The sequence below is a fragment of the Pelagimonas varians genome, from assembly GCF_003208435.1.
In the GTDB taxonomy this organism is placed as follows: domain Bacteria; phylum Pseudomonadota; class Alphaproteobacteria; order Rhodobacterales; family Rhodobacteraceae; genus Pelagimonas; species Pelagimonas varians.
Genome location: NZ_QKMF01000021.1, coordinates 20,715 through 45,036, shown reverse-complemented (window position 1 = coordinate 45,036; position 24,322 = coordinate 20,715). Strand labels below are relative to the sequence as shown.

Sequence of the window (24,322 nt, the reverse complement as noted above, 5' to 3'; positions counted from 1 at the left end):
CCCCTGTTGCGAAAAACCGTTACTCCGCGCGAAATCCCATTAAAGGACAGTTCCATGACCGCGCCTAAGAAAGTTGTGCTGGCCTATTCCGGCGGCCTTGATACCTCGATCATTCTCAAATGGCTGCAGACAGAATATGGCTGCGAAGTTGTAACCTTTACCGCTGACTTAGGTCAGGGCGAAGAGCTGGAGCCAGCGCGCGCCAAAGCCGAGATGCTGGGCATCAAGCCTGAGAACATCTACATCGAAGACGTACGCGAAGAATTCGTGCGCGATTTCGTATTCCCGATGTTCCGCGCAAATGCGGTTTATGAGGGGCTGTATCTGCTCGGCACGTCGATTGCGCGCCCGTTGATTTCAAAACGCCTTGTCGAGATTGCCGAAGAAACCGGTGCTGATGCTGTCGCACACGGCGCCACAGGAAAGGGTAACGATCAGGTTCGGTTTGAACTGGCTGCTTATGCGCTGAACCCCGATATCAAATGCATCGCGCCATGGCGTGAATGGGATTTGAATTCGCGGACTTCGCTGTTGGACTTCGCTGAGAAAAACCAGATTCCGATCGCCAAAGACAAACGCGGCGAAGCGCCGTTTTCGGTCGATGCGAACCTTTTGCACACCTCGTCCGAAGGCAAAGTGCTGGAAGATCCAGCCGATCAGGCACCCGAATATGTGTACCAGCGCACTGTATCCCCTGAGGACGCGCCAGATACACCAGAGATCATCGAAGTTGGTTTTGAAAAAGGCGACGCGGTCAGCATCAACGGCGTTGCTATGTCACCCGCAACGATCCTGACGCAGCTGAACGACTACGGCCGCAAGCATGGAATTGGCCGTCTTGATTTCGTTGAAAACCGCTTTGTCGGGATGAAGTCACGCGGCGTATACGAAACGCCCGGCGGCACCATCTTGCTTGAGGCGCATCGCGGCATCGAACAGATCACTTTGGACAGCGGTGCGGGCCATCTAAAAGACAGCCTGATGCCCCGTTACGCCGAGCTGATCTATAACGGTTTCTGGTATTCGCCCGAACGCGAAATGCTGCAGGCCGCCATCGACAAAAGCCAAGAGCACGTGACCGGTACTGTGACGCTGAAGCTGTACAAAGGTTCTGCATTTACGGTTGCGCGCGCATCGGATCATTCGCTGTATTCCGAGGCCCATGTGACCTTTGAAGACGACGCAGGTGCCTACGATCAAAAAGACGCGGCTGGATTTATTCAACTGAACGCGCTGCGTTTGAAACTGCTGGCAGCACGTGATCGCCGCCTCAAGGGCTAAGACCCCGAAGATAGGATTGGAAAACGCCTCGGATCTCTGATCCGGGGCGTTTTTCGTTGTGCCGCAGCGTCAGACCCCACGTTAACCTTGCCCGTCTCCAGGTGCCATTTTACCCCAGTGTCCAAAGCTGGGAGGATGGAATGCTCAAAGACTTACTGCCGCGCCTACAACAGGGCTTGGAAACTAAAAGCTTTGACGGTTCGTTAAAGTTCGACTGCGGGGACGCCGGTGTGATTGTGTTGGCCGATGGCACCGCGTCCGATCAGGAACGCGAGACGGATTGCACGCTAAAACTGTCATCGGACAATTTGATGAAACTGCTGTCTGGCAAACTGAACCCGATGACTGCCGTCATGAGCGGCAAGATCAAGATTTCCGGCAACCCTGCCGTGGCGATGAAACTGGCCGACCTGCTCAAAGCTTGAGCGCGGCCAGCTTTTCATAGTGCGGTAAAGCGCTTTGACATAGGTCTGCTGCTGCGCCGGTAAGCGCAGGCAGGTCCCCTTCAGCGCCAGCAAAACCGGTGCTCTTGTGAACCGCACCGTACCAATGCGCAGCCCAGACCCCGTCATAGGGCCGCTTTCCTGCCTGCCATGACAGCATCGCCGGATCAAAATCCAAACCGATGGCATCGCAAAGCTTGCGCAGCATGCTCTCGGGGTTGCGGCGGATGTCTGCACTGTCGATCACCGGTCCGGGAAAACGATCAAAGATATCGACCTGTTGGGCAAACCCAATATCATGCAATGTCGGGTTTTCACGTTTGACCGCATATGACGCGATCACCCGCGCAGGATGCCGGATCAAATGGACATTCACGCAATCTTTGGCCCAATCCAGTGGTGATTGATCCATGTGGATGCCCATGTGTTTCATGTACCAATGGGCTTTGCCATCCGGCACAGGCCCCGCAAAAGTGGCCGCAACCGACTCCGCATCAGCGTCATGGACGGCTATAATTTCCTCCCGCATGGGGTGATCCATGCCGGTGCGTTTCAGATAAGCTGCGTAAAACGGTTCGTCCCAAGCCGCAAAGTCTGCTCGATTGCCAAAGGAATACATCATCGCAGACGACAGATTGCGCGGCCCACTCCACATTGCGATCTTCATTGCGCCACAAGGTCCTTATAAAGCGCCCGCAGACGCAGGGTTATCGGGCCGGCATCCCCGCTGCCGATTTGCCGACCGTCAATTTCGCTGACCGGAGTTTGCGCGCCAAAGGTGCCCGTTAGAAACGCCTCATCCGCGCCATAGGTATCAACCAGACTATAGTTCCGCTCAAATACGGGGATGTCGTTGGCACGGCATAGGTCGATCACCTTTTGACGGGTGATTCCGTTCATGCAGTAATCCCCCGTCGAGGTCCAAACAGCCCCTTTGCGGACGATAAAGAAATTGCAGGCGTTGGTGGTATTCACAAAGCCATGCACATCCAGCATCAACGCCTCATCTGCATTGGCTTTTTCGGCGGCAATACAGGCAAGAATGCAATTCAGTTTGGAATGCGAATTCAGCTTTGGGTCCTGGGTCATTGGCAATCCGCGAATGTGCGGCACGGTAGCAAGGCGCAAGGGTCGCGGAATAGACGGGCGCGAATGCTCCATTATGATCACAACGGTCGGACCCTGCTGGCTGAGCGAAGGATGCTGGAACGGGCGTGTTTTCACGCCGCGCGTGACCATGAGCCGGGCATGAGCATCGGTCGTCATCCCATTTGCGGCGCGGGTTTGCTCTAGCGCTGCAATCACACCAGCGCGGTCCAGACCGATATCGATGTCGACCGCTTTGGCCGCCTCGAACAACCGGTCCATATGTTCCTCCAGAAACGCCCAGCGCCCGTCATACAGGCGCAGCCCTTCCCAGATACCATCGCCCAGCATAAAGCCGGAATCGAACACGCTCACCGTTGCTTCGGCGCGGGGTTTCAATGTGCCGTTCACCCAAATCTGGATGGCGTCATTGCGCGCATCATCTTGCGCCTGATGTGTAGATACGTCTGTCATGCGCAGACACTATCCATCGCAATCGCCGATGCAAGCTTCACGCGCGCTCACCTGTTGGTGAGATCAGATGTCAGTGGATTGTTTGGGGTCTTGGTTTTGGGCAGTGTGCTTTCAAAAGGAGAACCCCATGCGCCTATTGACCCGTGCCCGCCCCCTTGCCCTGATGGCCTTGATGACCCTCGGCTTTGCCGCGCAGGCCGAAAAAGCCCATGCTGACGAGATCATCGTCGCAGGTGGGTGTTTTTGGTGTGTGGAATCAGATTTCGAATCTGTCGGCGGTGTGCGCGATGCCGTTTCCGGCTACACCGGCGGCCATGTTGCCAACCCGACCTACAAAAAAGTAACGCGCGGCGGCACTGGTCATTACGAAGCTGTCCGCATCAATTTTGACGCATCCCGCGTGTCCCAGCGCAAACTGTATGATTTGTTTTTCCGCTCGGTCGATCCAACAGACGCTGGCGGTCAGTTTTGTGATCGCGGCGAGAGCTACCGGACAGCCATTTTTGTCTCTAACGATGGGCAAAAACGCGATGCAGAGGCCGCAAAGGCCGCCGCCGCCAAGGCCTTGGGGCGCACAATCGTGACCCCCATCCTTCCGGCCAAAAAATTCTATGACGCCGAAGATTATCATCAGGCCTATTACAAGGGTACAAACCGCGTCCTGACCCGCTTTGGCCCAATCAAGCAAAAGGAGGCCTACAAGAAATACCGCGACTCTTGTGGCCGGGATCAGAAAGTCAAAGCCCTGTGGGGGTCAGCCGCCCCATTTGCGAAATAATAGGCTCTAACACAGGCTAAAATGCCTCTGTCACCTCTTGGAGCGTCGGAATAACCTCCGCCGTCCCAAGCCGTGTCACCATCAATGCGCCGGCCTTGCCAGCCAATGCGATTGCGGCCTCCATTGGTTTTCCTTGATCCAAAGCCGCAATCAAATAACCGGTAAAGGTGTCCCCTGCACCAGTGGTATCAACTGGCGTGACAGGAATAGCTGCGAAATCGCGGCGTTGACCGCCGCGATACCACCGGCACCCAGCTGCACCCAGCGTTACAACGATATCGCGCACTGGGAGTTCAGAGATGGGATGTCCTGTTTCGGTCTGCAACTGTTCGGCCTCGACCTCATTCAAAACCAACAAGCCCAGATAGGGCAGTACCGCTTTGACCGCTTCGGCCGAAAAAGGAGCGGCTGCATAGGCTACCGAAAGGCCTTTGGCATGGGCCATTTGTGCCGCTTCGGCTTGGAGGTTTGTCTCATTTTGGCAAATGAACGTATCAGTGTCTTTGGCTTCCGCCAATGCTGCAGCCACCACGTCGGACGAAACGCAGCTATTCGCACCGGCGTTTAACACGATTGAGTTTTCGCCTGCATCATCAACGTAGATAACTGCATGACCTGTTGGCAACGACCGGTGGATGTGGCGCGTGTCCACACCCGCGCTGGCCAATGTGTCCACCGTCCATTGACCATCATCCCCCACAGATCCGATGTGGGTGCAGCGCGATCCGGCCCGCGCAATGGCAACGGACATATTCGCACCCTTGCCACCCAATCCCTTTTTAAAGGATGTAGAGGCTATTGTCTCACCGGGTCCCGGCAAATGCGGAACCCGATACACAAGATCGACATTGATCGAGCCGAGATTGAAAATGGTCATGGCGGCACCCCCTTTTGGTCAGAGGGCGCATGGTGAAAGAATCCCCCACCATGCGCAATGCTCATGTGTCTGGCGTCAGCCTACCTTGCAAGCCGCCAAAACCGCCATGTTCAAGATATCGTTCGCCGTCATACTGGTCGAACAAATCTGGATCGATTCATCAACGCCTGCCAAGATCGGGCCAATTACGGTCGCACCGGCCATTTCTTGCATCAATTTGACCGAGATCGAGGCCGAGTGTCGCGCAGGCACCACCAAGATATTGGCCGGGCCCGTCAAACGCTGGAACGGATATGACTTTTGTGAGGTCACATTCAGCGCCACATCAACGGTCATCTCACCTTCGTACTCGAAATCTACGCCACGATTGTCCAAAACCTTGGGGGCAAGGTGCATTTTCTCAGCTCGTTCAGACACCGGATATCCAAAGGTCGAAAAGCTTACAAAAGCAACGCGAGGCTCAAGACCCAGATGCCGCGCAACTCCGGCGGCGCGCTCTGCGATATTGGCAAGATCGTTTTCGTTTGGCCATTCATGTACCAAGGTGTCAGAGATCATGACAATCCGGCCTTTGTGCAGCAAGGCAGTCACGCCAGCGACACCGTTTTCCGCATTGGCATCAAAAACATGGTTGATCAGCTCCATCACGTGGGCCGATTTACGGGTGGCACCAGTGATCAAACCATCACCATGACCGTGCGCCAACATCAAAGATGCAAAGACGTGCCTATCCCGTGCTGCCATCCGGTGCACATCTTGCCGGTCAAAGCCTTTACGCTGCAACCGGTCGTACAGGAAATCTTTGTAGGCAGGCAAATACCGCGTGTTCTTAGCGTTTACAATTTCCAGTTCACGAACCGCATCACCAAGGCCGGCGGCCTCGAGTTTGGCTTTCACATCGGATTCGCGCCCAACGACCAGTGCTTTGCCGAATCCTGATCGCTGATACATCACAGCAGCGCGCAAAACCCTTGGGTCGTCGCCTTCGGCAAAAATCATGCGTGCCTGAGCCGTCTTGGCCCGTGTGTTTATCGACCGCAGGATCGATGCGGTCGGATCCATGCGGGATTTCAGACCCTCTTCATAGGCTTCGATATCGATGATCGGGCGCCGCGCAACGCCTGTTTCCATACCAGCACGGGCCACAGCGGGCGGAATACGGTGGATCAACCGCGGATCAAACGGCGTCGGGATGATATAATCACGGCCGAACGTCAGATTGGTTCCATACGCCAATGCGACTTCGTCCGGGACATCTTCGCGGGCCAGATCAGCCAGGGCTTGGGCACAGGCGATCTTCATCTCGTCGTTGATGGCGCGGGCATGGATGTCCAACGCGCCGCGGAACAGATAAGGAAAGCCCAGTACGTTGTTGACTTGGTTCGGATAATCGCTGCGGCCGGTGGCAACGATTGCGTCCATCCGCACCTCATGCGCCTCTTCTGGTGTGATTTCCGGATCGGGATTGGCCATTGCAAAAATCACAGGGTTGTCGCCCATGTCTTTGACCATTTCCTGCGTCACGGCCCCTTTTGCCGACACGCCAAGGAATACATCTGCGCCGACCATGGCCTCTTCGAGCGTGCGGTGCTCAGTAGCGACCGCGTGGGCCGACTTCCACTGGTTCATCCCAGCGCTGCGTCCCTGATAGATAACGCCCTTGGTGTCACATACGATGCAATTCTCGTGCCGCGCGCCCATAGATTTGAGCAGCTCAATACAAGCAATCCCCGCGGCACCCGCACCGTTGAGAACAATCTTAACGTCTTCGATCTTTTTGCCGGATATTTTCAGTGCATTGATCAAACCCGCCGCGCAGATAACCGCTGTTCCGTGCTGATCGTCATGAAAGACAGGAATATCCATTTCCTCTTTCAGACGCTGTTCGATGATAAAGCATTCCGGTGCCTTGATGTCCTCAAGGTTGATGCCGCCAAAGGTCGGCCCCATCAGACGCACTGCATTGCAAAACTCGTCCGGATCTTCGGTATCCAGTTCGATGTCGATGGAATTCACATCGGCAAAGCGTTTGAAAAGCACGGATTTGCCTTCCATAACCGGTTTGGATCCGAGCGCACCAAGGTTTCCAAGGCCCAAAACTGCTGTCCCATTCGAGATCACAGCCACAAGGTTGCCCTTGTTAGTGTAGTCATATGCGGTTTCCGGGTTGGCGGCGATTTCCTCACAGGGTACGGCAACACCAGGGCTATAGGCCAATGACAGATCACGCTGGGTGGTCATAGGTACGGTGGCCTGCACCTCCCATTTACCGGGGGTTGGGTCGATGTGGAACGCGAGCGCTTCTTCGCGCGTATATTTGAGTTTGGCCATGTCATCCTACCGGTATCAAATTGCGGGTTTTACCCCGGACTAAGCCAGCTTAATGTCATGCCGGAACCACGAGGGAAAGTGCAGTGAGCGCTAACAAAGGAAATAAAAGTACCGTAACGCCAATGATGGCGCAATATTTGGAAATTAAATCTGGATACCCGGATGCATTGTTGTTCTATCGCATGGGTGATTTTTACGAATTGTTCTTTGACGACGCAGTGGCTGCCTCGGAAGCGCTGGATATTGCCCTGACCAAACGCGGAAAACACGAGGGCGAAGAGATTCCGATGTGTGGCGTGCCCCATCACGCTGCCGAAGGGTATTTCCTGACTCTGATCCGCAAGGGGTTTCGTGTTGCGGTTGGCGAACAGATGGAAAAGCCCGAAGAGGCGAAAAAGCGCGGGGCAAAATCCGTTGTCCGGCGCGAAGTTGTGCGTCTTGTAACCCCCGGCACATTGACAGAAGACACCCTTCTTGAGGCCCGCAGGCACAACTATTTGGCCGCTTTGGGCAAGGTTAGAGACGAATGGGCCTTGGCTTGGGCTGATATTTCCACCGGCGCGTTTCACGTGATGCCTGTCGGCCAGTCACGAATCGGGGCGGAATTGGCCAGACTGGCACCTTCTGAATTGCTCACTTCAGAAACCGTGGACGAGGAGTTGCGCGAGGTTCTGGCTGACCTTGGTGCCGAGGTCACCGTGCTGGGCAATGCGTCATTCGATAGCTCGGCCGCTGAAAACCGTTTGTGCGGAGTGTTTCAAGTGCAAACGCTGTCCGGCTTCGGGTCTTTTACACGGGCCGAGCTGAGTGCAATGGGGGCTTTGGCGGACTATTTGAACATCACCCAAAAGGGCCGGATGCCAATGCTGTGCCCTCCGCGCCAAGAGGCGGTTTCGCGGCTTATGTCAATTGATGCCGCCACCCGCCGCAATTTGGAACTGACCCGCAGTATGCAAGGCGGGCGCGCCGGATCGCTATTGGCTGTGATCGACATGACCGTGACCGCAGCAGGCGCGCGCCTATTGGAGCGGCGTCTGTCGTCACCATCCCGCGAAGTGGATGTGATTTACGGGCGCCTCGAGGCTGTGCAGTGGGGAACCGAAGCTGTTGCCGCTGACGGCGTGCGCGAGGCCTTGCGGCGTGTTCCGGATCTGGACCGTGCATTGTCACGGCTGTCGTTGGATCGAGGTGGCCCGCGGGATCTGGCCAGTATTCGAAACGGTATAGAACAGGCCGAGGCCATTGCCACACGTTTGGATGGCGTAGAACTGCCGGATCTTTTGGCAGGTTCCTTGAAGGGCCTCCGCGGCCAAAACGATTTGTTGGTACAGCTAGAAGCAGCGTTAGTTGCCGAGCCGCCAATGCTGGCCCGCGATGGAGGTTTCATCGCCACCGAATTCAACCTTGATCTGGATGAGGCGCGGCGACTGCGCGATCAAGGGCGCGGTGTCATCGCCGGAATGCAGGTGGAATATGCTGAACTTTCGGGCATCACCTCGCTTAAGATCAAGCACAACAATGTGCTCGGTTATTTCATTGAAACAACAGCCCTTCACGCCGACAAAATGCTCAGCCCTCCGCTGAATGAGACCTTTATCCACCGTCAAACCACTGCCAATCAGGTACGTTTTACCACCGTTGCGTTATCCGATCTGGAAACCCGGATTCTAAGCGCCGGTGCCGATGCATTGACGATTGAAAAACAGCTGTATGAAACCCTGAAGGCTGCCGTTCTGGATCAGGCTCCGGCTTTGTCAGAACTTGCGCTCGCTTTGGCCGAATTTGATCTGTCTGTCGGTCTGGCAGAATTGGCAAGGCAACGTGACTGGTGCAAGCCCAAGGTTGACGACAGCCGCGCCTTTCATATCGAAGGCGGGCGGCATCCGGTTGTCGAAGCGGCTCTTAAATCCTCGGGTGAGGTGTTTATAGCCAACGACTGTAGCCTGTCTGCAAATGGGGATGCAGCCTCTGTAACGCTCCTGACTGGCCCGAACATGGCGGGTAAATCGACCTATCTAAGGCAAAATGCTTTGATTGCACTTCTTGCGCAAATGGGCAGTTACGTCCCTGCCCGCTCCGCCCATATCGGGGTTGTAAGCCAGGTCTTCTCTCGGGTTGGGGCCAGCGATGATCTGGCGCGTGGAAGATCGACCTTTATGGTGGAGATGGTAGAAACCGCTGCAATCCTTAATCAAGCCGACGATCGGGCCTTGGTCATTCTGGATGAGATCGGGCGCGGCACCGCAACCTATGACGGGCTGTCCATTGCATGGGCCACTCTTGAACATCTGCATGAGGTCAACCGCGTAAGGGGTTTATTCGCCACGCATTATCATGAAATGACCGCTCTATCTGCCAAACTGGACGGGGTAAAAAATGCCACCGTTGCGGTCAAGGAATGGGAAGGCGAAGTCATCTTCTTGCACGAGGTCCGTGATGGCGCGGCGGATCGGTCTTATGGGGTACAGGTTGCGCAACTTGCGGGCCTGCCAAAAACGGTGATCAAACGGGCCAGAACTGTTTTGGATGCGCTAGAAGCCGGAGAGCGCGATCGCACGTCGCCCAAGGCGCTGATAGATGATCTACCGTTGTTCGCGATTGCGGCCCTGCCAGAGCCTGTCCCCGCCAAATCAGGCCCATCCGAGGTCGAAGGCAAGATCGCAAATTTGGCACCAGATGAAATGACCCCGCGCGAGGCGTTGCAAGCCATCTACGATTTGAAAGCGCTGCTCAAAGAAAAGGCGGGGTAAAACCCCGCCTTTCCCAAATCCGAACGCACCGCCAGTTTAACCAGCAGGCATGGAACTGACACCCACTTGCGCGGCACGCAACAGGCGTTCGTGCAGAACAAACCCTTCGGCAGACACCTGAATGATGTCGCCCGCCTTTGTACCGGGCAAAGGAGCCTCGAACATGGCTTCGTGCATCTTGGGGTCAAAGCGGTCGCCGACCTCAGGTGTCACGCGCTTCACACCGTGGCGATCAAATACGCTGAGCAACTCTTTGAGAGTCAGTTCAACGCCTTCGATCAACGCAGCAGACCCTTCGCCTTCTGCGTCTTTGGCAGCAGTCAAAGCACGGTTCAAGTTGTCATAAACGGGGATCAGATCACGGGCGATACGTGTGCCACCGTACATCTGTGCCTCGCGACGGTCCTTATCGGCCCGCTTGCGAGCGTTTTCCGCATCCGCCAGCGCCCGCATAAACCGGTCTTTGAAATCATCCCGTTCAGCAATCACTTGCTCAACGGCCATTGCAACCTCGTCAATCTCTTCGGTTTCGAACGCAGTTTCCTGCGCTTCTGCCTCGTCGATATCGTCGAGAAAATCGTTCTTGTTTTGATCAGCCATTCTCTACCTCTAACTCCGGTCGGTAATCAGCTTTCCGACCAGCTGGGCCGTGTAATCCACAATCGGAACAATGCGCCCATAGTTCAGCCGCGTCGGTCCAATCACGCCCACGGCGCCGATGATCTTTCGATCCGCGTTCATATAAGGAGACACGACCAAAGAGGAACCCGAAAGTGAGAAAAGTTTGTTCTCAGAGCCAATAAAAATGCGCACGCCTTCGCCTTGTTCCGTAAGTTCAAGGAATTCGGCAATGTCTTGCTTACGTTCCAAGTCATCAAACAGCGTGCGGATCAGGTCCAGCTCCGCATCGGCCGTGTCTTCGCCCAAAAGATTCGCTCGACCACGCACGATCAACCGCCCCGAATTGTCTTCGGGACTTTCCCAAACCGCGATTCCCGATTCAACCAGCTGCGCGGCAAGCGTATCAAGCTCTTGGCGCCGGTTCTTGATTTCCTCGATCATGATCTTGCCAAGCTCGGACAGGGTGCGGCCTTCAACCCAGGAATTCACAAAGTTTGCCGCTTCGCGCATGGAGCTGGGCGTTTGTCCCGGCGGTGGGGTAAACAGACGGTTCTCAACCTGCCCGTCCGCAAAGACGATCACAACCAATGCCCGATCCTGCGCAAGGCTGACAAATTCAATGTGCTTTAACGGCGCCTCGTGCTTGGGTGTCAGGACCAAGGACGCACCATGTGTGACGCCAGAAAGTGCGGCGCCAACTTTATCAAGCAACCCGCCCACATCAGACGCGTTGTTGCCCACTGTGGCGTCCAGTTTGATACGGTCCTGATTGTCGAGATCCCGAACCTCAAGCAGCCCGTCCACAAACATCCTTAGACCTTGCTGGGTCGGGATGCGACCCGCTGAAACATGCGGGCTGTCGAGCAGACCCAGAAACTCCAGATCCTGCATGACATTGCGGATCGTCGCGGCCGATACCTTTTCCGACAAAGCCCGCGTCAAGGTACGCGACCCTACAGGGCCGCCGGTTTCCAAATAGGATTCGACCACAAGGCGAAACACTTCGCGGGAACGGTCATTCATTTCGGATAGAACTTCTCTTGCGTCGTTCATTCAGGCCTCTTCCTACGTCTGCATGCTGCCTCTGCCCCGATCAGGGTTGCGCGCAGGGGGGCTGCGCGTCTATCCCTGCCTCAACCAAGCTTAAAGGATCTGTCATGAGACCGTCAGGAAGAGAATTAAACGAAATGCGCGCCGTTTCAATCGAAACGAACGTAACAAAACACGCCGAAGGGTCTTGCATGATCCGCATGGGCGACACGCACGTGCTTTGCACCGCCTCGCTTGAGGCCCGCGTACCGCCATTTATCAAGGGGTCCGGCCTTGGCTGGGTGACGGCAGAATACGGTATGCTGCCGCGATCCACGTCTTCACGAATGCGCCGCGAAGCCACCTCCGGTAAGCAAGGTGGACGCACGGTTGAGATCCAACGTTTGATCGGCCGTTCTCTGCGTGCCGGTGTTGACCGTGTTGCCCTTGGCGAGCGCCAGATCACCGTCGATTGCGACGTCATTCAAGCGGACGGCGGCACACGTTGTGCATCGATCACTGGTGGCTGGGTGGCGCTGCGACTGGCCGTCAACAAACTGATCAAAGCGGGCGATATCAAAACAGATCCTTTGATTTCACCTGTCGCCGCCATTTCGTGCGGCATCTATGCAGGTCAACCGGTTCTGGATCTGGACTATCCAGAAGACAGCGAAGCCGGCGTGGACGGCAATTTCATCTTGCGCGAAGACGGTCAGTTGATCGAAATCCAAATGTCTGCTGAAGGGTCTACATTCTCTCGTGACCAAATGGGCGAGTTGATGAACCTTGCTGAAAAAGGTGTTGGCGAATTGGTTGCAGCGCAAATGGCCGCAACAGTATGAGCCGCAAGTTTGACGGCGACCGCCTGCTGGTCGCCACCCACAATCAGGGCAAATTGGATGAGATCACCGAACTGCTGAAACCCTTCGGGGTTTCGGTGGTCGGTGCCGCTGAAATGGGCCTACCCGAACCGGTTGAGGACGGCACCACATTTGTCCAAAACGCCCGGATCAAGGCACATGCAGCGGCCAAGGCAACGGGCCTCCCTGCCCTGTCTGATGACTCAGGCATTGAAATCGATGCGCTGGACAAACAGCCCGGCGTCTACACCGCCGATTGGGCAGAGACTGGGAATGGCCGTGATTTCATCATGGCAATGACCAAGAGCCACGACATGCTGGTTGCAGCTGATGCGCCGGAACCTTGGACCGCGCGGTTTTGCAGCACGTTGGTTCTTGCGTGGCCAGACGGCACGGATCAGGTATTTCCCGGCGTTATGGAAGGCCGTGTTGTATGGCCTATGCGCGGCGACAATGGCCACGGATATGATCCAATTTTCCAACCCGAGGGCTTTGACGTGACATTCGCGGAAATGCCATCCGAGCAAAAGAACGAGATCAGCCACCGTGCCGATGCGTTCCGTAAACTGGTAGCAGGCTGCTTTGACTGAAGACTGGCAAGCTGGGGGCTTTGGCCTCTACGTGCATTGGCCCTTTTGCGAGGCCAAATGCCCCTATTGCGACTTTAACAGCCACGTCGTTAAACACATTGATCAAACACGCTGGGCCAATGCGTTGGCCGCCGAAGTGCTGCGGGTTTCGTCCCAGACTCCCGGCCGCCTGCTGCGTTCGATCTTTTTCGGCGGTGGCACCCCGTCTTTGATGTTGCCAGAGACTGTGGCAACGATTTTGAATGCCGCACAGACCCATTGGACTTGGGCCAATGACATCGAGATCACGCTCGAAGCCAATCCGAATTCCGTGGAGGCAAATCGTTTTCGCGGCTTTGCAGAAGCAGGCATCAATCGCGTGTCTTTGGGCATCCAATCCCTGCGCGACAATGATCTGCGTAGATTGGGTCGGTTGCACAGTGCCAAGGAAGCGCAGCGCGCCTTTGATATCGCGCAGAATACGTTTGGCCGCGTTAGCTTTGATTTGATCTATGCCCGTCAAGATCAGACACTTGATGATTGGAAAATCGAGCTATCAGAAGCGCTGGCAATGGCTGGTGATCACCTGTCCCTGTATCAGTTGACAGTAGAGCATGGCACTGCGTTTTGGGATCGCCAGAACGCGGGAAAATTGCGCGGTCTTCCAGGGGAAGACTTGGCTGCTGATATGTACGACCTGACGCAAGACCTATGCGGGGCGGCTGGAATGCCAGCGTATGAAGTGTCGAACCACGCGGCACCAGGCTCTGAATCGCGTCACAATTTGATTTATTGGAACTACGGCGACTATGCGGGTGTTGGACCCGGCGCTCACGGCCGTCTCACTTTGGGCGGGCAAAAATATGCCAACTCTGCTTGGCTTCAACCCGGCGCTTGGCTGAAATCGGTCGAAACTGGATCTGGTGACGAAATAAATTCGAAGCTATCTGTTAAAGACCAAGCCTCTGAATACCTGATGATGGGGCTACGGGTAACTGACGGTATAGATACTGCTAGACTACACAAAATGTGCGATAACCTATCCTTAGACACCACTGTTGATAGACTACTTGAACTCGGTTTGATGTTTCGTAGTCAAGATAGGATTGGGGTTACACAACAAGGCCGGCTGGTTCTCAACGCAGTTATTGCGGAACTGCTACCAGATTGAGCCGGCCTTGACCCGGTGATTATGCTTTGCTCAGCACCGCGCAAAGGACGTCCAATTCTTCCAGCGTATCATAAGAAATTGACACGCGTCCGGATTCTCCCCCCGCCTTGTGATCGATCTGAACCTTCATCTTCAATGCAGCCGACAAATCACCTTCAAGCGCCTTGGTGTCCGCATCTTTGGCCGGCGCAGACTGAGAGGTTGTTGTCCCCTTTGGTCGAGCAGACATCAAAGTGCCTTTGGCCAGCTTCTCTGTATCCCGAACAGAAAGGCCTTTGGCGACAACTGTCCTAGCCAGCTCTTCAGGATTCGACGCAGTGATCAAGGCCCGAGCATGCCCTGCGCTCAGATCATTGCGCGAAACCATGTCCTGAATAGTTTCTGGCAAGTTAAGCAGACGCAACAAGTTAGCGATGTGGCTTCGGCTTTTCCCCAAAGCCTCTGCCAGCTTTTCTTGTGTATGCCCAAATTTGAACATCAACTGTTTGTAACCAGCGGCTTCTTCAATCGGGTTCAAGTCAGCGCGTTGGATATTTTCAATGATCGCGACTTCGAGAACTTCGGTATCATCAAAATCCCGGACCAACACGGGAATCTCATGCAGTTTTGCCATTTGAGACGCCCGCCAGCGGCGTTCACCTGCGACAATCTCGTATTGTTCGGTATTCTTAGGATTAGTTCGAACGATCAAAGGTTGTAAAACACCCTTCGCCCGAATGGAATTTGCTAGTTCTTCCAGCTGAGAATCTGTAAAAACACGTCTGGGCTGATCCGGATTAGGAACCAATTTCTCGATCGGAACGACAAGATCAGACCTTGGCGTAGATACCACATTATCATGATTTGGCCCAACGTCAGCCATCAAAGCAGATAGCCCACGCCCCAAACCACGCCGTTGTTCTTTTTTATCTGCCATTTTTGCCTCCGTTCGCGTTTCTAAGCCGCAATATTTTCGTGTTTTTGTAGGAGCTCCGTCGCCAGAGATCTATATGCTGCGGCGCCCTTGGACCCTGTATCATAAGACAGAACTGGGAGTGCGTAAGAAGGCGCTTCGCTGACCCTCACATTCCGCGGGATAACAGACCTAAAAACCAAATCCCCTAGATTCGCGCGGGCATCTGCCTCAACTTGTTGAGAAAGATTATTCCGAGCATCATACATTGTCAGCACGATACCTTCGATCCGCAAGTTGGGATTAGCTGTTTGCCTTACTTCCCTGATTGTCAGCATGAGCTGCGAAAGACCTTCGAGGGCGAAAAATTCGCTCTGCAGTGGTACTATAACCGAATGCGCTGCAACCATGGCATTCACCGTCAAAAGGTTGAGCGATGGAGGGCAATCAATCAGAACATAATCAAATGCAAATGCATCCAACGCAGTTTGCCTAAGTGCATCATGCAACAAAAAACTACGTTTTTCGTTAGTGAACAATTCAATGTCAGCCGAACTCAGATCAACAGTTGCCGGAATCAAAGATACCAGTTTCGTTGATGTATTGAGAATAACCTGCTCCAACTCGACTTCATCCACCAAAAAATCATACGTGGTGAATTTTCGATCTTCGGGTTCGATTCCCAAGCCTGTCGATGCGTTGCCCTGTGGGTCCAAGTCAACCACAAGGACATTTAGATTTTTTTCGGCCAAGGCCGCTGCCAAATTTATGGTAGTCGTGGTTTTGCCAACACCGCCTTTTTGATTGGTGATCGCTACTATTCTTGGACCAGTTGGACGAGACAGATCAGACACGAGATATATCTCCAATTTCCAAAATTGCTGCCATGTGGTTTGTTTTACTTTTATGGGGTGTCATGGAAAAATTCCATGATTTCTTGGCCTCAGCTACTTCTTTTTCCCATTTTTCACCTTTAAGAAAAAGAGCCCGGCCACTCGGCTTCAAGTGAATCTGCGCCATCGGCAATAGATCTGTTACCGACGCCAATGCTCGCGCCGACACTACATCGGCATTCAGTGGTTCAACTTCCTCTATTCTCTTCACCAGCACGGTCGCACGCAAGTCGAGTTCTCTGATAACGGTCCGCAAAAATACTCCTTTGCGCGCATCGCTTTCGATCATTTGGAATTGCAGGTCCGGGCATCTTCCTTCGGCAAGAACGGCACAAACCAGCCCTGGAAATCCACCCCCGCTTCCAAAATCCACCCACATTCCAGCGTCGCTGGATCGGTGTCTAAACGTCTGCGCTGAATCAACAAAATGTCGGGACCACGCGTCTCCAACTGAACTTGGTGCGATCAGATTTATTTTGGGTGTCCACTTTTTCAGGAGTCCCAGAAACACTTTAAGTTTGTCTTCTGTTTCACGTGAAACATTGACATCACTAACATCCGCCAGATCCATCACGATACGTCCCTTTTCGGAAATTGCCGAACCTTTGCCAAAAGGAGTGCAAGTGCAGCGGGAGTCATACCATCAATACGTGCAGCCATCCCGAGATTTTCAGGCCGAGATTGACTCAATTTGATCCGCAACTCATTGGACAGACCAGAAAGATTCAAATACTCAAAATCCAATGGAATCTTGACCTTAGTATCTTTTTGAATAGCAGCCACATCACGTTTTTGGCGTTCAATGTAGGACGCGTATAGCGCTTCTCTCTCAAGTTGATCCGAAATTTCGATGTCAATCTCGGACAACGAAGGCTCTGCCGATTTTAACATAGAAAACGTAAGATCTTTCAAAGCCAACAGTTGGTAACCGGACCTCTTTACACCGTCCAAATTTGCATTCACACCAAGCTTGCGAACCTGATTTGGTGACAAAACCAATTTGTCCAACGCTTCCCGACCACCTTTAAGTCTTGCCATCTTATCCTCAAACGTTCGACTGCGGATGTCAGAAGATGCTCCGATCGAAATTGCAACGGGTGTCAAACGTTGGTCGGCATTATCAGCCCTCAAGGCTAAGCGGAACTCCGCGCGTGATGTGAACATTCGATATGGTTCAGTAACACCTCGAGACGTCAAGTCGTCGATCATAACCCCAATATAGCTATCTGTTCGAGAAAATTCGACAGTATCCCTGGAAAGACTCATCGCAGCGGCGTTTAGACCAGCTACCAACCCTTGGGCCGCTGCTTCCTCATATCCCGTTGTCCCATTAATCTGTCCTGCAAAATACAGCCCGCTAAGATCCTTGACCTCTAATGTCGACATCAGATTTCGAGGATCGATAAAGTCGTATTCAATCGCATAGCCTGGCTGCACAATTGAAACATTTTCCAAACCCACTATGGAGCGCACATATTGTTCCTGGACGTCCTCTGGCAAGGATGTTGAAATGCCGTTGGGATAAACAGTCGAAGTGTCCAATCCCTCGGGTTCCAGGAAAATTTGATGTGACTCCTTGTCTGCAAACCTAACAATTTTATCCTCTATCGAAGGACAATACCGAGGACCAACGCCATCAATATGTCCACCGTACATCGCTGACCTATTTAGGTTTTCTCGAATAATGTCATGCGTTTTACTGTTCGTGTGCGTGACGCCACATGAAATTTGTCGCGCTATTGGTTTCTTAGACAGAAACGAGAACATGACAGGATCTTCATCCCCTGGTTGGGTGCCCAGAATGTCCCAATTGATAGTTTTCCCATCCAGTCTAGGTGGCGTACCAGTTTTTAACCGGCCTTGGGACAAACCAAAATCCCGTATTCTATCTGCAAGCTTTATGGAAGCATTGTTTCCCATTCTTCCACCAGAATGGGATTTGTCACCTACATGAAGAACACCATTCAAAAATGTTCCACTGGTCAAAACGACGGATTTACAGCTAACTTCAGATCCATCGGCAAATGTGACGCCACAGATCACATTCCCCTTTTGGATGAGATCTGTGATTTCTCCTAAAAGAACCGTCAGTCCGGAAATAGTGGAAATAGTTGATTGTATCCCACTTTTATATCTATCTCGATCTGCCTGTGTCCGAGGACCCTGCACTGCTGGACCCTTTCGGCGATTCAATAATCTAAATTGAATTCCTGAAAAATCAGCAACGCGGCCCATTATCCCGTCCATAGCGTCAATTTCTCGAACCAGATGTCCTTTTCCTAAGCCACCAATCGCTGGATTGCATGACATTGTCCCCAAGTCACCTTGCTTAAGTGTAATCAGTGCCGTTTTAGCACCAAAGCGGCATGCGGCTGCCGCAGCCTCGGTTCCAGCGTGCCCTCCGCCGATTACTACAACATCAAAATCAGATTGTTTCACGTGAAACACTCCCTATTTTCCTACACAGAAGCTCGAGAAAATCTCATCCAATAAGTTTTCAACATCAACCCTACCCAAAAGCGCTTCAAGCTTTCTAACTGCACTTCTTAGTTCTTCACTCACCAAATCGTATACATCTGGACCAGAAGCCAATAAATCTCGACCGGCCATTAGAAAAAATACACCATCCCGAAGTACAACTCGATGGCGCTCCCGATTAACCAAACTGGAACCACTAACTCTGTCAGACAGTACACTGTGAATTAAAGAAATCATCTCACTCACACCGTCACCTGTGACGCCAGATATACCGTGAATCCCAGAAGAAATATCAGATTTGGGTGAATATACCAAATCACCCTCAGTGACCTTCAATTCAGGATCCATTCCCTCTGGCACTAGATGAATTCTGATATCCGCGTCGGTTGAACGTTGTATGGCCCGTTCGACGCCAATTTTCTCCACTGCATCCTCGGTCTCTCGCAAACCAGCGGTATCGAGGAATGTCACTGCCAGGCCTTTAACATCCATATGAACTTCAATAATATCTCTGGTCGTTCCTGCAATTTCCGATGTAATTGCTGCTTCCCGCCCCGCCAAGTAGTTCAATAGAGTAGATTTTCCAGCATTTGGAGGTCCCACAATAGCAATTTCGAATCCAGTCCGAACACTTTCTGCCGCATCCAACCCCGACAACTCTTGGCCAATAGATAAAATTGTTCCGTCAAGCAATGCGGTGACTTCAGCTGTAACATCAACTGGAACTTCTTCATCAGCAAAATCGATTGTCGCCTCTAAGAGCGCCGCCGCCCTTATGATATCCTTGCGCCAGAGTTCGACTTTTTTACCTAAAGATCCTGACAGTATACGAAGGGCTTGTTTCCGTTGTGATTCTGTTTCAGCTTCAATGAGATCGGACAGGGCTTCAACTTGCGTCAAATCCAATCTACCATTGTCCATGGCACGGCGTGTGAATTCACCCGGCTCGGCCATCCGCAAGCCATCAAGAGTTCCCAGTTCCCTCAAAATGGCGGACACGACAGCAACACTTCCATGCACCTGAAGTTCCACAACATCTTCACCAGTAAAACTAGCGCCGGATTCAAATACCAGAACCAACGCTTCATCCAAATGCAATCCATTTGAATCACTGAGAATTCTGACCGCCGCAGTGCGTGCTTTTGGAAGGTCTCCCGCTAAGTTTATTCCAGCAGTCTTGGCATTTGGACCCGAAATTCGGATGACAGAAACACCCGCTTTTCCAGGTGCACTGGCCAGAGCAAAGATCGTTTCCATGAAGCCATCAACTGTTCATTGAGTCGAAAAATTCGGTGTTCGATTTGGTTTGTTTTAACTTCGAAATCAGGAATTCTACCGCGTCAGTGGTCCCCATTGGATTAAGGATACGGCGAAGAACAAAGGTTTTCTGCAGATCAATTTTGTCAACCAACAGCTCTTCTTTCCGAGTGCCCGATTTGAGGATATCCAGCGCTGGGAAAACTCGTTTATCTGCAACCTTACGGTCCAGAACAATCTCAGAGTTACCTGTACCTTTAAATTCTTCGAAGATGACTTCGTCCATGCGCGATCCTGTGTCGATCAGCGCAGTTGCGATAATAGTCAACGAACCACCTTCTTCGATGTTCCGCGCGGCACCAAAGAAACGTTTAGGTCGCTGCAAGGCATTCGCGTCAACACCACCGGTAAGAACTTTACCTGAAGAAGGTACAACCGTGTTGAACGCCCTACCAAGTCTTGTGATTGAATCCAAAAGGATCACAACATCTCGTTTATGCTCGACCAAGCGTTTCGCTTTTTCGATCACCATTTCGCTCACTGCAACGTGGCGTTGTGCGGGTTCATCGAAAGTAGAGGACACGACTTCACCGCGAACAGAGCGCTGCATGTCAGTGACTTCTTCCGGACGTTCATCAATCAGCAGGACGATCAAATAGCATTCTGGGTGGTTCTTTTCGATCGAGTGCGCGATGTTTTGCAGCAGTACTGTCTTACCAGTACGTGGTGGGGCTACAATAAGGCTACGCTGTCCTTTGCCGATCGGTGAGACCAGATCAATGATCCGCGCTGACCGGTCTTTGATAGTCGGATCTTCGATTTCCATCTTTAGACGCTCATCGGGATAGAGCGGTGTCAGGTTATCAAATGCAATCTTGTGACGGGCTTTCTCAGGTTCTTCGAAGTTGATCTTGGTTACCGATACAAGTGCAAAATAGCGTTCTTCGCCGTCAGGAGCCTTGATTTCACCGTCGATGGAATCACCGGTTCGCAGCGAGTATTTCCGTATCATGTCAGGCGACACATAGATGTCGTCCGGACCGGGCAGGTAGTTTGCCTCAGGTGAACGAAGAAATCCAAACCCGTCCTGGAGCACTTCAAGCACACCATCGCCGTAGATGTCCCAACTGTCATCTGCGCGTTCACGCAGAATCTGGAACATCATTTCACCTTTGCGCATGGTCGAGGCGTTCTCGATCTCAAGCTCTTCGGCCATAGCCAAAAGATCTTTGGGGCTCTTTGCCTTTAGATCAGCAAGGTTCAGTCTTTCATCAGTCATGCAAACATCCAGAGGACCATAGGCCCTTACGTCTTTATTTCATGGGAAACTCACTCCAGAACAGGAGCAATGACTGCGTACCTGCCCGTAGCGAACAAGTCAATGAGCGGGAATTCGAGAGCCTTTCTTATATTTAAGTAAGAAAATAGAAAGGATTTTGGTGTTATAGTGTCGCCAATTGTCTGGGGATTAAATGTTCGTCCCCGGTCTTCCCCACAGGGTTCTTTCTAAGGATAAATGTGGGGAAGCTTTGTCAGTACTTGTGAATACAGTTCATATTTATTTAATAAATTCAAGTGTCTATGTATCTCTCTGGCCTGTTTGAACAAGTGGTGTAAAACCTGCTTTAGCGTGGTGGTTGGCTGTCTCGAGAGTTTTCCCATCCCCACCCTAAACAACCATGGCTGAACGTTTGGCAAAGTCCTTAGTTTTCCCCAAGCTTGCAACCGACCGGATTTTTCCCCAAAAACATACCTGAAAACCCACACAGAGTTGCCCTCAGATCTATCCACATGAATCCTCATCTTATTCTCGCCTCTGGCTCAATAATTCGGGCTGAAATGCTGCGTTCTGCAGGTTTAACGGTGATAACAGAATCACCGCGTGTCGATGAAGACATGATCAAGCAGGCTCTCAAGTTGGAGGAAGCCTCGCCTCGGGATATTGCCGATACACTGGCTGAATCCAAAGCGCGAAAGGTTGCCCAGAAAAATCCGTCCTTGCGCGTTTTAGGATGTGATCAAGTCCTTGCTTTCGATGGGCGCATTTTTGATAAGCCAAAAACCAAGGATGAAGCCCGCGATCAATTGTTGCAGCTTCGTGGGAAGCCACATCAGCTATTGTCAGCTGCCGTTATGTATGAAAATGCGGAACCTGTTTGGCGCCATGTTGCGACAGCTAGAATGCTTATGCGTGATTTTTCAAATAGTTATCTAGAAGAATATTTGGACAGAAACTGGCCTGACGTTGGTCAATCCGTTGGTGGTTATAAGCTTGAACTTGAAGGTGTACGTTTGTTTTCCCGTGTTGACGGGAATCATTTCACGGTACTCGGGTTGCCACTTCTGGAACTTCTCAATCAACTTTCAAACCAAGGAGCCATCCCAGCATGACCCTAGACCGTATCCCTTTGGCCGGTGTTATTGGCTCTCCTATTGCGCATTCTCGGTCTCCGCGGTTGTTTGGACATTGGTTGCGGAAATACGGGTTGGCCGGCCATTATATTCCGATGGACATTGCTCCAGATAAGCTGGAGCAAACGCTCCGAATGCTTCCGGATTTAGGGTTTGTTGGCCTCAACGTTACTATCCCTCACAAAGAACGCGTTATGGAAATCGCAGATGTTGTTTCGGATCGGGCGACTTTGATCGGGGCGGCAAATACGCTGATTTTCCGGAAAGACGGCACAATTCACGCAGATAACACTGATGGGTACGGGTTTGTCGAAAATTTGCGGCAAAATGCAGCAGATTGGCAGCCGGACAGAGGTCCGGCGGTGGTCTTTGGCGCTGGCGGCGCAGCGCGGGCCATTATTGCCTCGTTACTGGACGTAGGGGTTCCAGAAATTCGCCTGTCCAACCGCACACGCGCAAGGGCGGACGCGCTACGGGACGCTTTTGGAAACCGCGTGCAGGTCTATGATTGGATCAAAGCAGGAAACCTGATCGAAGGTGCTGCCACCGTTGTAAACACAACGTCGCTCGGTATGGTTGGCAAGAAAGAGCTGCGCGTACCTTTGGATGCCCTTGCACCAGGAATGCTTGTGACGGATCTGGTTTATACGCCGCTGCAAACCCGACTTTTGAAAGAGGCAGAAGCCAAGGGATGTCAGGTTGTAGACGGTTTGGGGATGCTGTTGCATCAGGCTGTACCGGGCTTTGAACGTTGGTTTGGAACCCGCCCCGAGGTTGATGAGTCCACACGTGCTGCGGTTTTGAGATGAGTTTTAAGCTTGGACTGACCGGATCTATTGGAATGGGGAAAAGCACAACAGCCCAGATGTTTGCGGACTTGGGTTGCCCGGTCTGGGACGCGGATGCTGCGGTGCATCGTCTCTATGGAATTGATGGCGATGCGACCTTGGCAATTTCTGATATTTGGCCGGAGGCTGTCATAGACGGTATGGTTTCGCGGGATGAACTGCGCGCAATTATCGCCAAGGATCACACTGCCTTGCCCCGAATTGAAGCGATTGTACACCCTTTGGTTCAGGCTGATCGCACAAAATTTATTTCTCAACATATTGATAATATTTGTGTATTTGACATTCCTTTACTGTTTGAAACCGGCGGTGAATCGGAGATGGACGCGGTTGCCTGTGTGTCGGTGTCATCCCAGATACAGCGCGACCGGGTGTTGGCGCGCGGAACAATGACGGCCGCAGATTTGGATCGCATTTTAGCGCGTCAAATGCCGAACGAAGAGAAATGCGCCCGGTCGACCTATGTTATAGAAACCGATAGTCTGGAGCATGCCAAGGCGCAAGTTGCGGCAGTTGTGGCAGATATCAAAAGGCAGTTGGCTAATGCGTGAGATCGTCTTGGATACAGAAACCACCGGCTTTGATCCATTTTCTGGTGACAGAATTGTCGAAATCGGTGCTGTAGAGCTGTTTAACCATATGCCCACCGGCGAAACCTACCATCAGTATATTTTTCCTGAACGCGATATGCCTGAAGAGGCGTTCGGTGTTCACGGAATTGGTCCAGATTTGTTGGCTAGCCCTCGGGCAGCCAACCCCGGCGAGGTGAATCTGAAGGGTAAACCGGTTTTCAAGAAAGTGGGTCAGGCCTTCTTGGACTTCATTGGGGACGCACAGCTTGTCATCCATAATGCTGCGTTTGATATGAAATTCTTGAACGCTGAGCTTGACTGGATCGGTCTACCAAAAATCGACAATGACCGTGCGATTGATACGCTGATGATTGCTCGTAAACGGTTCCCCGGATCGCCTGCATCATTGGATGCACTGTGCCGTCGGTTCAGTATCGACAACACAAGCCGCACATTGCACGGGGCCTTGTTGGACAGTGAAATTCTAGCTGAAGTGTATTTGGAGTTGATCGGGGGTAAACAGCCTGATTTTGGTTTGACGACTGTATCGTCGAACACGGCTTCAGGTGTGTCAGAGATGAATTGGCGTCCAACAGTACGTTCCAATCCCTTGGCGTCACGTGTTTCGGACAAAGAAAAGGCGGCACATGCCGCCTTTGTCGAAAAGCTCGGTGAGAATGCGCTCTGGTCTAAAACCTGA

23 protein-coding genes are annotated in these 24,322 nt (G+C 52.5%); 11 read left to right on the top strand and 12 right to left on the bottom strand.

Annotated features, from left to right (window positions below; translation table 11 throughout):
• The first annotated feature begins 54 nt into the window (after positions 1-54).
• Positions 55-1,281, top strand: coding sequence for an argininosuccinate synthase (locus tag C8N36_RS20745; RefSeq protein ID WP_097806658.1), 1,227 nt, complete (start codon positions 55-57; stop codon positions 1,279-1,281).
• Positions 1,282-1,421: 140 nt separating this feature from the next.
• Entirely contained in the window at positions 1,422-1,706 is a 285-nt protein-coding gene (locus tag C8N36_RS20740) for an SCP2 sterol-binding domain-containing protein (RefSeq protein WP_097806624.1), read from the top strand.
• Here the strand turns inward: C8N36_RS20740 and C8N36_RS20735 are convergent.
• Both C8N36_RS20735 and C8N36_RS20730 read right to left on the bottom strand, forming a co-directional pair.
• The gene (locus C8N36_RS20735; protein ID WP_097806623.1) at positions 1,696-2,391 is read right to left on the bottom strand and encodes a sulfotransferase-like domain-containing protein; all 696 of its coding nucleotides are present in this window, start codon (positions 2,389-2,391) and stop codon (positions 1,696-1,698) included. The genes C8N36_RS20740 and C8N36_RS20735 overlap by 11 nt on opposite strands.
• Complete coding sequence (locus C8N36_RS20730; protein WP_097806622.1) at positions 2,388-3,284, bottom strand: D-amino acid aminotransferase; 897 nt, start codon at positions 3,282-3,284, stop codon at positions 2,388-2,390. The genes C8N36_RS20735 and C8N36_RS20730 overlap by 4 nt, the downstream gene beginning before the upstream one ends.
• Positions 3,285-3,411: 127 nt before the next feature.
• Here C8N36_RS20730 and msrA point away from each other — a divergent pair, with 127 nt between their 5' ends.
• The gene (gene msrA / locus C8N36_RS20725; RefSeq protein ID WP_097806621.1) at positions 3,412-4,062 is read left to right on the top strand and encodes a peptide-methionine (S)-S-oxide reductase MsrA; all 651 of its coding nucleotides are present in this window, start codon (positions 3,412-3,414) and stop codon (positions 4,060-4,062) included.
• Positions 4,063-4,078: 16 nt separating this feature from the next.
• Here msrA and C8N36_RS20720 read toward each other — a convergent pair whose 3' ends face one another.
• Both C8N36_RS20720 and C8N36_RS20715 read right to left on the bottom strand, forming a co-directional pair.
• The gene (locus C8N36_RS20720; protein ID WP_097806620.1) at positions 4,079-4,939 is read right to left on the bottom strand and encodes a ribokinase; all 861 of its coding nucleotides are present in this window, start codon (positions 4,937-4,939) and stop codon (positions 4,079-4,081) included.
• A 75-nt stretch (positions 4,940-5,014) separates the two neighbouring features.
• Entirely contained in the window at positions 5,015-7,270 is a 2,256-nt protein-coding gene (locus C8N36_RS20715; RefSeq protein ID WP_097806619.1) for an NADP-dependent malic enzyme, read from the bottom strand.
• 122 nt (positions 7,271-7,392) lie between these two features.
• Here C8N36_RS20715 and mutS point away from each other — a divergent pair, with 122 nt between their 5' ends.
• Complete coding sequence (mutS, locus tag C8N36_RS20710; RefSeq protein ID WP_097806618.1) at positions 7,393-10,020, top strand: DNA mismatch repair protein MutS; 2,628 nt, start codon at positions 7,393-7,395, stop codon at positions 10,018-10,020.
• 36 nt (positions 10,021-10,056) lie between these two features.
• Here mutS and C8N36_RS20705 read toward each other — a convergent pair whose 3' ends face one another.
• Both C8N36_RS20705 and hrcA read right to left on the bottom strand, forming a co-directional pair.
• Positions 10,057-10,620 carry a nucleotide exchange factor GrpE gene (locus tag C8N36_RS20705; protein ID WP_097806617.1) on the bottom strand — a complete coding sequence of 188 codons (564 nt, stop codon included), beginning with the start codon at positions 10,618-10,620 and terminating at the stop codon, positions 10,057-10,059.
• A gap of 9 nt (positions 10,621-10,629) precedes the next feature.
• A complete protein-coding gene (hrcA, locus tag C8N36_RS20700; protein ID WP_097806616.1) occupies positions 10,630-11,694 on the bottom strand; it encodes a heat-inducible transcriptional repressor HrcA in 1,065 nt (354 codons plus the stop codon).
• Positions 11,695-11,798: 104 nt separating this feature from the next.
• Between hrcA and rph the strand changes: the two genes are divergently transcribed.
• Genes rph through hemW form a run of 3 tightly spaced genes read left to right on the top strand, consistent with a single transcriptional unit; the run spans position 11,799 to position 14,270 of the window.
• On the top strand, positions 11,799-12,512 hold the full coding sequence (gene rph / locus C8N36_RS20695; protein ID WP_097806615.1) for a ribonuclease PH: 714 nt from the start codon (positions 11,799-11,801) through the stop codon (positions 12,510-12,512).
• Positions 12,509-13,120 carry an RdgB/HAM1 family non-canonical purine NTP pyrophosphatase gene (gene rdgB / locus C8N36_RS20690; protein ID WP_097806614.1) on the top strand — a complete coding sequence of 204 codons (612 nt, stop codon included), beginning with the start codon at positions 12,509-12,511 and terminating at the stop codon, positions 13,118-13,120. Before rph ends, rdgB begins: the two co-directional genes overlap by 4 nt.
• Positions 13,113-14,270 (top strand): radical SAM family heme chaperone HemW, encoded by a 1,158-nt coding sequence (gene hemW, locus C8N36_RS20685; RefSeq protein ID WP_097806613.1) that lies wholly within the window; start codon positions 13,113-13,115, stop codon positions 14,268-14,270. Before rdgB ends, hemW begins: the two co-directional genes overlap by 8 nt.
• A 19-nt stretch (positions 14,271-14,289) precedes the next feature.
• Here the strand turns inward: hemW and C8N36_RS20680 are convergent, their stop codons facing one another.
• From C8N36_RS20680 to rho, 6 genes are read right to left on the bottom strand one after another with little or no spacing between them, the layout of a single operon-like run.
• Positions 14,290-15,186, bottom strand: a complete 897-nt coding sequence (locus C8N36_RS20680; protein WP_097806612.1) for a ParB/RepB/Spo0J family partition protein — start codon at positions 15,184-15,186, stop codon at positions 14,290-14,292.
• 20 nt (positions 15,187-15,206) lie between these two features.
• The gene (locus tag C8N36_RS20675) at positions 15,207-16,016 is read right to left on the bottom strand and encodes a ParA family protein (protein WP_097806611.1); all 810 of its coding nucleotides are present in this window, start codon (positions 16,014-16,016) and stop codon (positions 15,207-15,209) included.
• A complete protein-coding gene (gene rsmG / locus C8N36_RS20670; protein ID WP_097806610.1) occupies positions 16,009-16,626 on the bottom strand; it encodes a 16S rRNA (guanine(527)-N(7))-methyltransferase RsmG in 618 nt (205 codons plus the stop codon). The genes C8N36_RS20675 and rsmG overlap by 8 nt, the downstream gene beginning before the upstream one ends.
• On the bottom strand, positions 16,626-18,503 hold the full coding sequence (mnmG, locus tag C8N36_RS20665) for a tRNA uridine-5-carboxymethylaminomethyl(34) synthesis enzyme MnmG (RefSeq protein WP_097806609.1): 1,878 nt from the start codon (positions 18,501-18,503) through the stop codon (positions 16,626-16,628). Before mnmG ends, rsmG begins: the two co-directional genes overlap by 1 nt.
• A 3-nt stretch (positions 18,504-18,506) precedes the next feature.
• On the bottom strand, positions 18,507-19,790 hold the full coding sequence (mnmE, locus tag C8N36_RS20660; RefSeq protein ID WP_097806608.1) for a tRNA uridine-5-carboxymethylaminomethyl(34) synthesis GTPase MnmE: 1,284 nt from the start codon (positions 19,788-19,790) through the stop codon (positions 18,507-18,509).
• 7 nt (positions 19,791-19,797) lie between these two features.
• Positions 19,798-21,069 carry a transcription termination factor Rho gene (gene rho, locus C8N36_RS20655; RefSeq protein ID WP_097806607.1) on the bottom strand — a complete coding sequence of 424 codons (1,272 nt, stop codon included), beginning with the start codon at positions 21,067-21,069 and terminating at the stop codon, positions 19,798-19,800.
• Positions 21,070-21,581: 512 nt separating this feature from the next.
• Between rho and C8N36_RS20650 the strand changes: the two genes are divergently transcribed.
• The 4 genes from C8N36_RS20650 to dnaQ are packed head-to-tail and all read left to right on the top strand — an operon-like array spanning position 21,582 to position 24,322.
• The gene (locus C8N36_RS20650; protein WP_097806606.1) at positions 21,582-22,181 is read left to right on the top strand and encodes a Maf family protein; all 600 of its coding nucleotides are present in this window, start codon (positions 21,582-21,584) and stop codon (positions 22,179-22,181) included.
• Positions 22,178-23,011: a shikimate dehydrogenase gene (locus C8N36_RS20645; RefSeq protein WP_097806605.1), complete on the top strand. Its 834-nt coding sequence runs from the start codon at positions 22,178-22,180 to the stop codon at positions 23,009-23,011. The genes C8N36_RS20650 and C8N36_RS20645 overlap by 4 nt, the downstream gene beginning before the upstream one ends.
• Positions 23,008-23,601 carry a dephospho-CoA kinase gene (gene coaE, locus C8N36_RS20640; RefSeq protein ID WP_097806604.1) on the top strand — a complete coding sequence of 198 codons (594 nt, stop codon included), beginning with the start codon at positions 23,008-23,010 and terminating at the stop codon, positions 23,599-23,601. Before C8N36_RS20645 ends, coaE begins: the two co-directional genes overlap by 4 nt.
• Positions 23,594-24,322 (top strand): DNA polymerase III subunit epsilon, encoded by a 729-nt coding sequence (dnaQ, locus tag C8N36_RS20635; protein ID WP_097806603.1) that lies wholly within the window; start codon positions 23,594-23,596, stop codon positions 24,320-24,322. The genes coaE and dnaQ overlap by 8 nt, the downstream gene beginning before the upstream one ends.

Excerpts from the sequence above, each read along its gene's own strand:
- hrcA (WP_097806616.1), bottom strand. The coding sequence starts at position 11,694 with ATGAACGACGCAAGAGAAGTTCTATCCGAAATGAATGACCGTTCCCGC.
- C8N36_RS20645 (WP_097806605.1), top strand. The coding sequence starts at position 22,178 with ATGACCCTAGACCGTATCCCTTTGGCCGGTGTTATTGGCTCTCCTATT.
- msrA (WP_097806621.1), top strand. The coding sequence starts at position 3,412 with ATGCGCCTATTGACCCGTGCCCGCCCCCTTGCCCTGATGGCCTTGATG.
- C8N36_RS20705 (WP_097806617.1), bottom strand. The coding sequence starts at position 10,620 with ATGGCTGATCAAAACAAGAACGATTTTCTCGACGATATCGACGAGGCA.
- C8N36_RS20730 (WP_097806622.1), bottom strand. The coding sequence starts at position 3,284 with ATGACAGACGTATCTACACATCAGGCGCAAGATGATGCGCGCAATGAC.
- C8N36_RS20740 (WP_097806624.1), top strand. The coding sequence starts at position 1,422 with ATGCTCAAAGACTTACTGCCGCGCCTACAACAGGGCTTGGAAACTAAA.
- C8N36_RS20650 (WP_097806606.1), top strand. The coding sequence starts at position 21,582 with ATGAATCCTCATCTTATTCTCGCCTCTGGCTCAATAATTCGGGCTGAA.
- C8N36_RS20720 (WP_097806620.1), bottom strand. The coding sequence starts at position 4,939 with ATGACCATTTTCAATCTCGGCTCGATCAATGTCGATCTTGTGTATCGG.
- mutS (WP_097806618.1), top strand. The coding sequence starts at position 7,393 with ATGATGGCGCAATATTTGGAAATTAAATCTGGATACCCGGATGCATTG.
- C8N36_RS20735 (WP_097806623.1), bottom strand. The coding sequence starts at position 2,391 with ATGAAGATCGCAATGTGGAGTGGGCCGCGCAATCTGTCGTCTGCGATG.
- C8N36_RS20680 (WP_097806612.1), bottom strand. The coding sequence starts at position 15,186 with ATGGCAGATAAAAAAGAACAACGGCGTGGTTTGGGGCGTGGGCTATCT.
- C8N36_RS20745 (WP_097806658.1), top strand. The coding sequence starts at position 55 with ATGACCGCGCCTAAGAAAGTTGTGCTGGCCTATTCCGGCGGCCTTGAT.
- rph (WP_097806615.1), top strand. The coding sequence starts at position 11,799 with ATGAGACCGTCAGGAAGAGAATTAAACGAAATGCGCGCCGTTTCAATC.
- rdgB (WP_097806614.1), top strand. The coding sequence starts at position 12,509 with ATGAGCCGCAAGTTTGACGGCGACCGCCTGCTGGTCGCCACCCACAAT.
- coaE (WP_097806604.1), top strand. The coding sequence starts at position 23,008 with ATGAGTTTTAAGCTTGGACTGACCGGATCTATTGGAATGGGGAAAAGC.
- mnmE (WP_097806608.1), bottom strand. The coding sequence starts at position 19,790 with ATGGAAACGATCTTTGCTCTGGCCAGTGCACCTGGAAAAGCGGGTGTT.
- rho (WP_097806607.1), bottom strand. The coding sequence starts at position 21,069 with ATGACTGATGAAAGACTGAACCTTGCTGATCTAAAGGCAAAGAGCCCC.
- dnaQ (WP_097806603.1), top strand. The coding sequence starts at position 23,594 with ATGCGTGAGATCGTCTTGGATACAGAAACCACCGGCTTTGATCCATTT.
- rsmG (WP_097806610.1), bottom strand. The coding sequence starts at position 16,626 with ATGGATCTGGCGGATGTTAGTGATGTCAATGTTTCACGTGAAACAGAA.
- C8N36_RS20715 (WP_097806619.1), bottom strand. The coding sequence starts at position 7,270 with ATGGCCAAACTCAAATATACGCGCGAAGAAGCGCTCGCGTTCCACATC.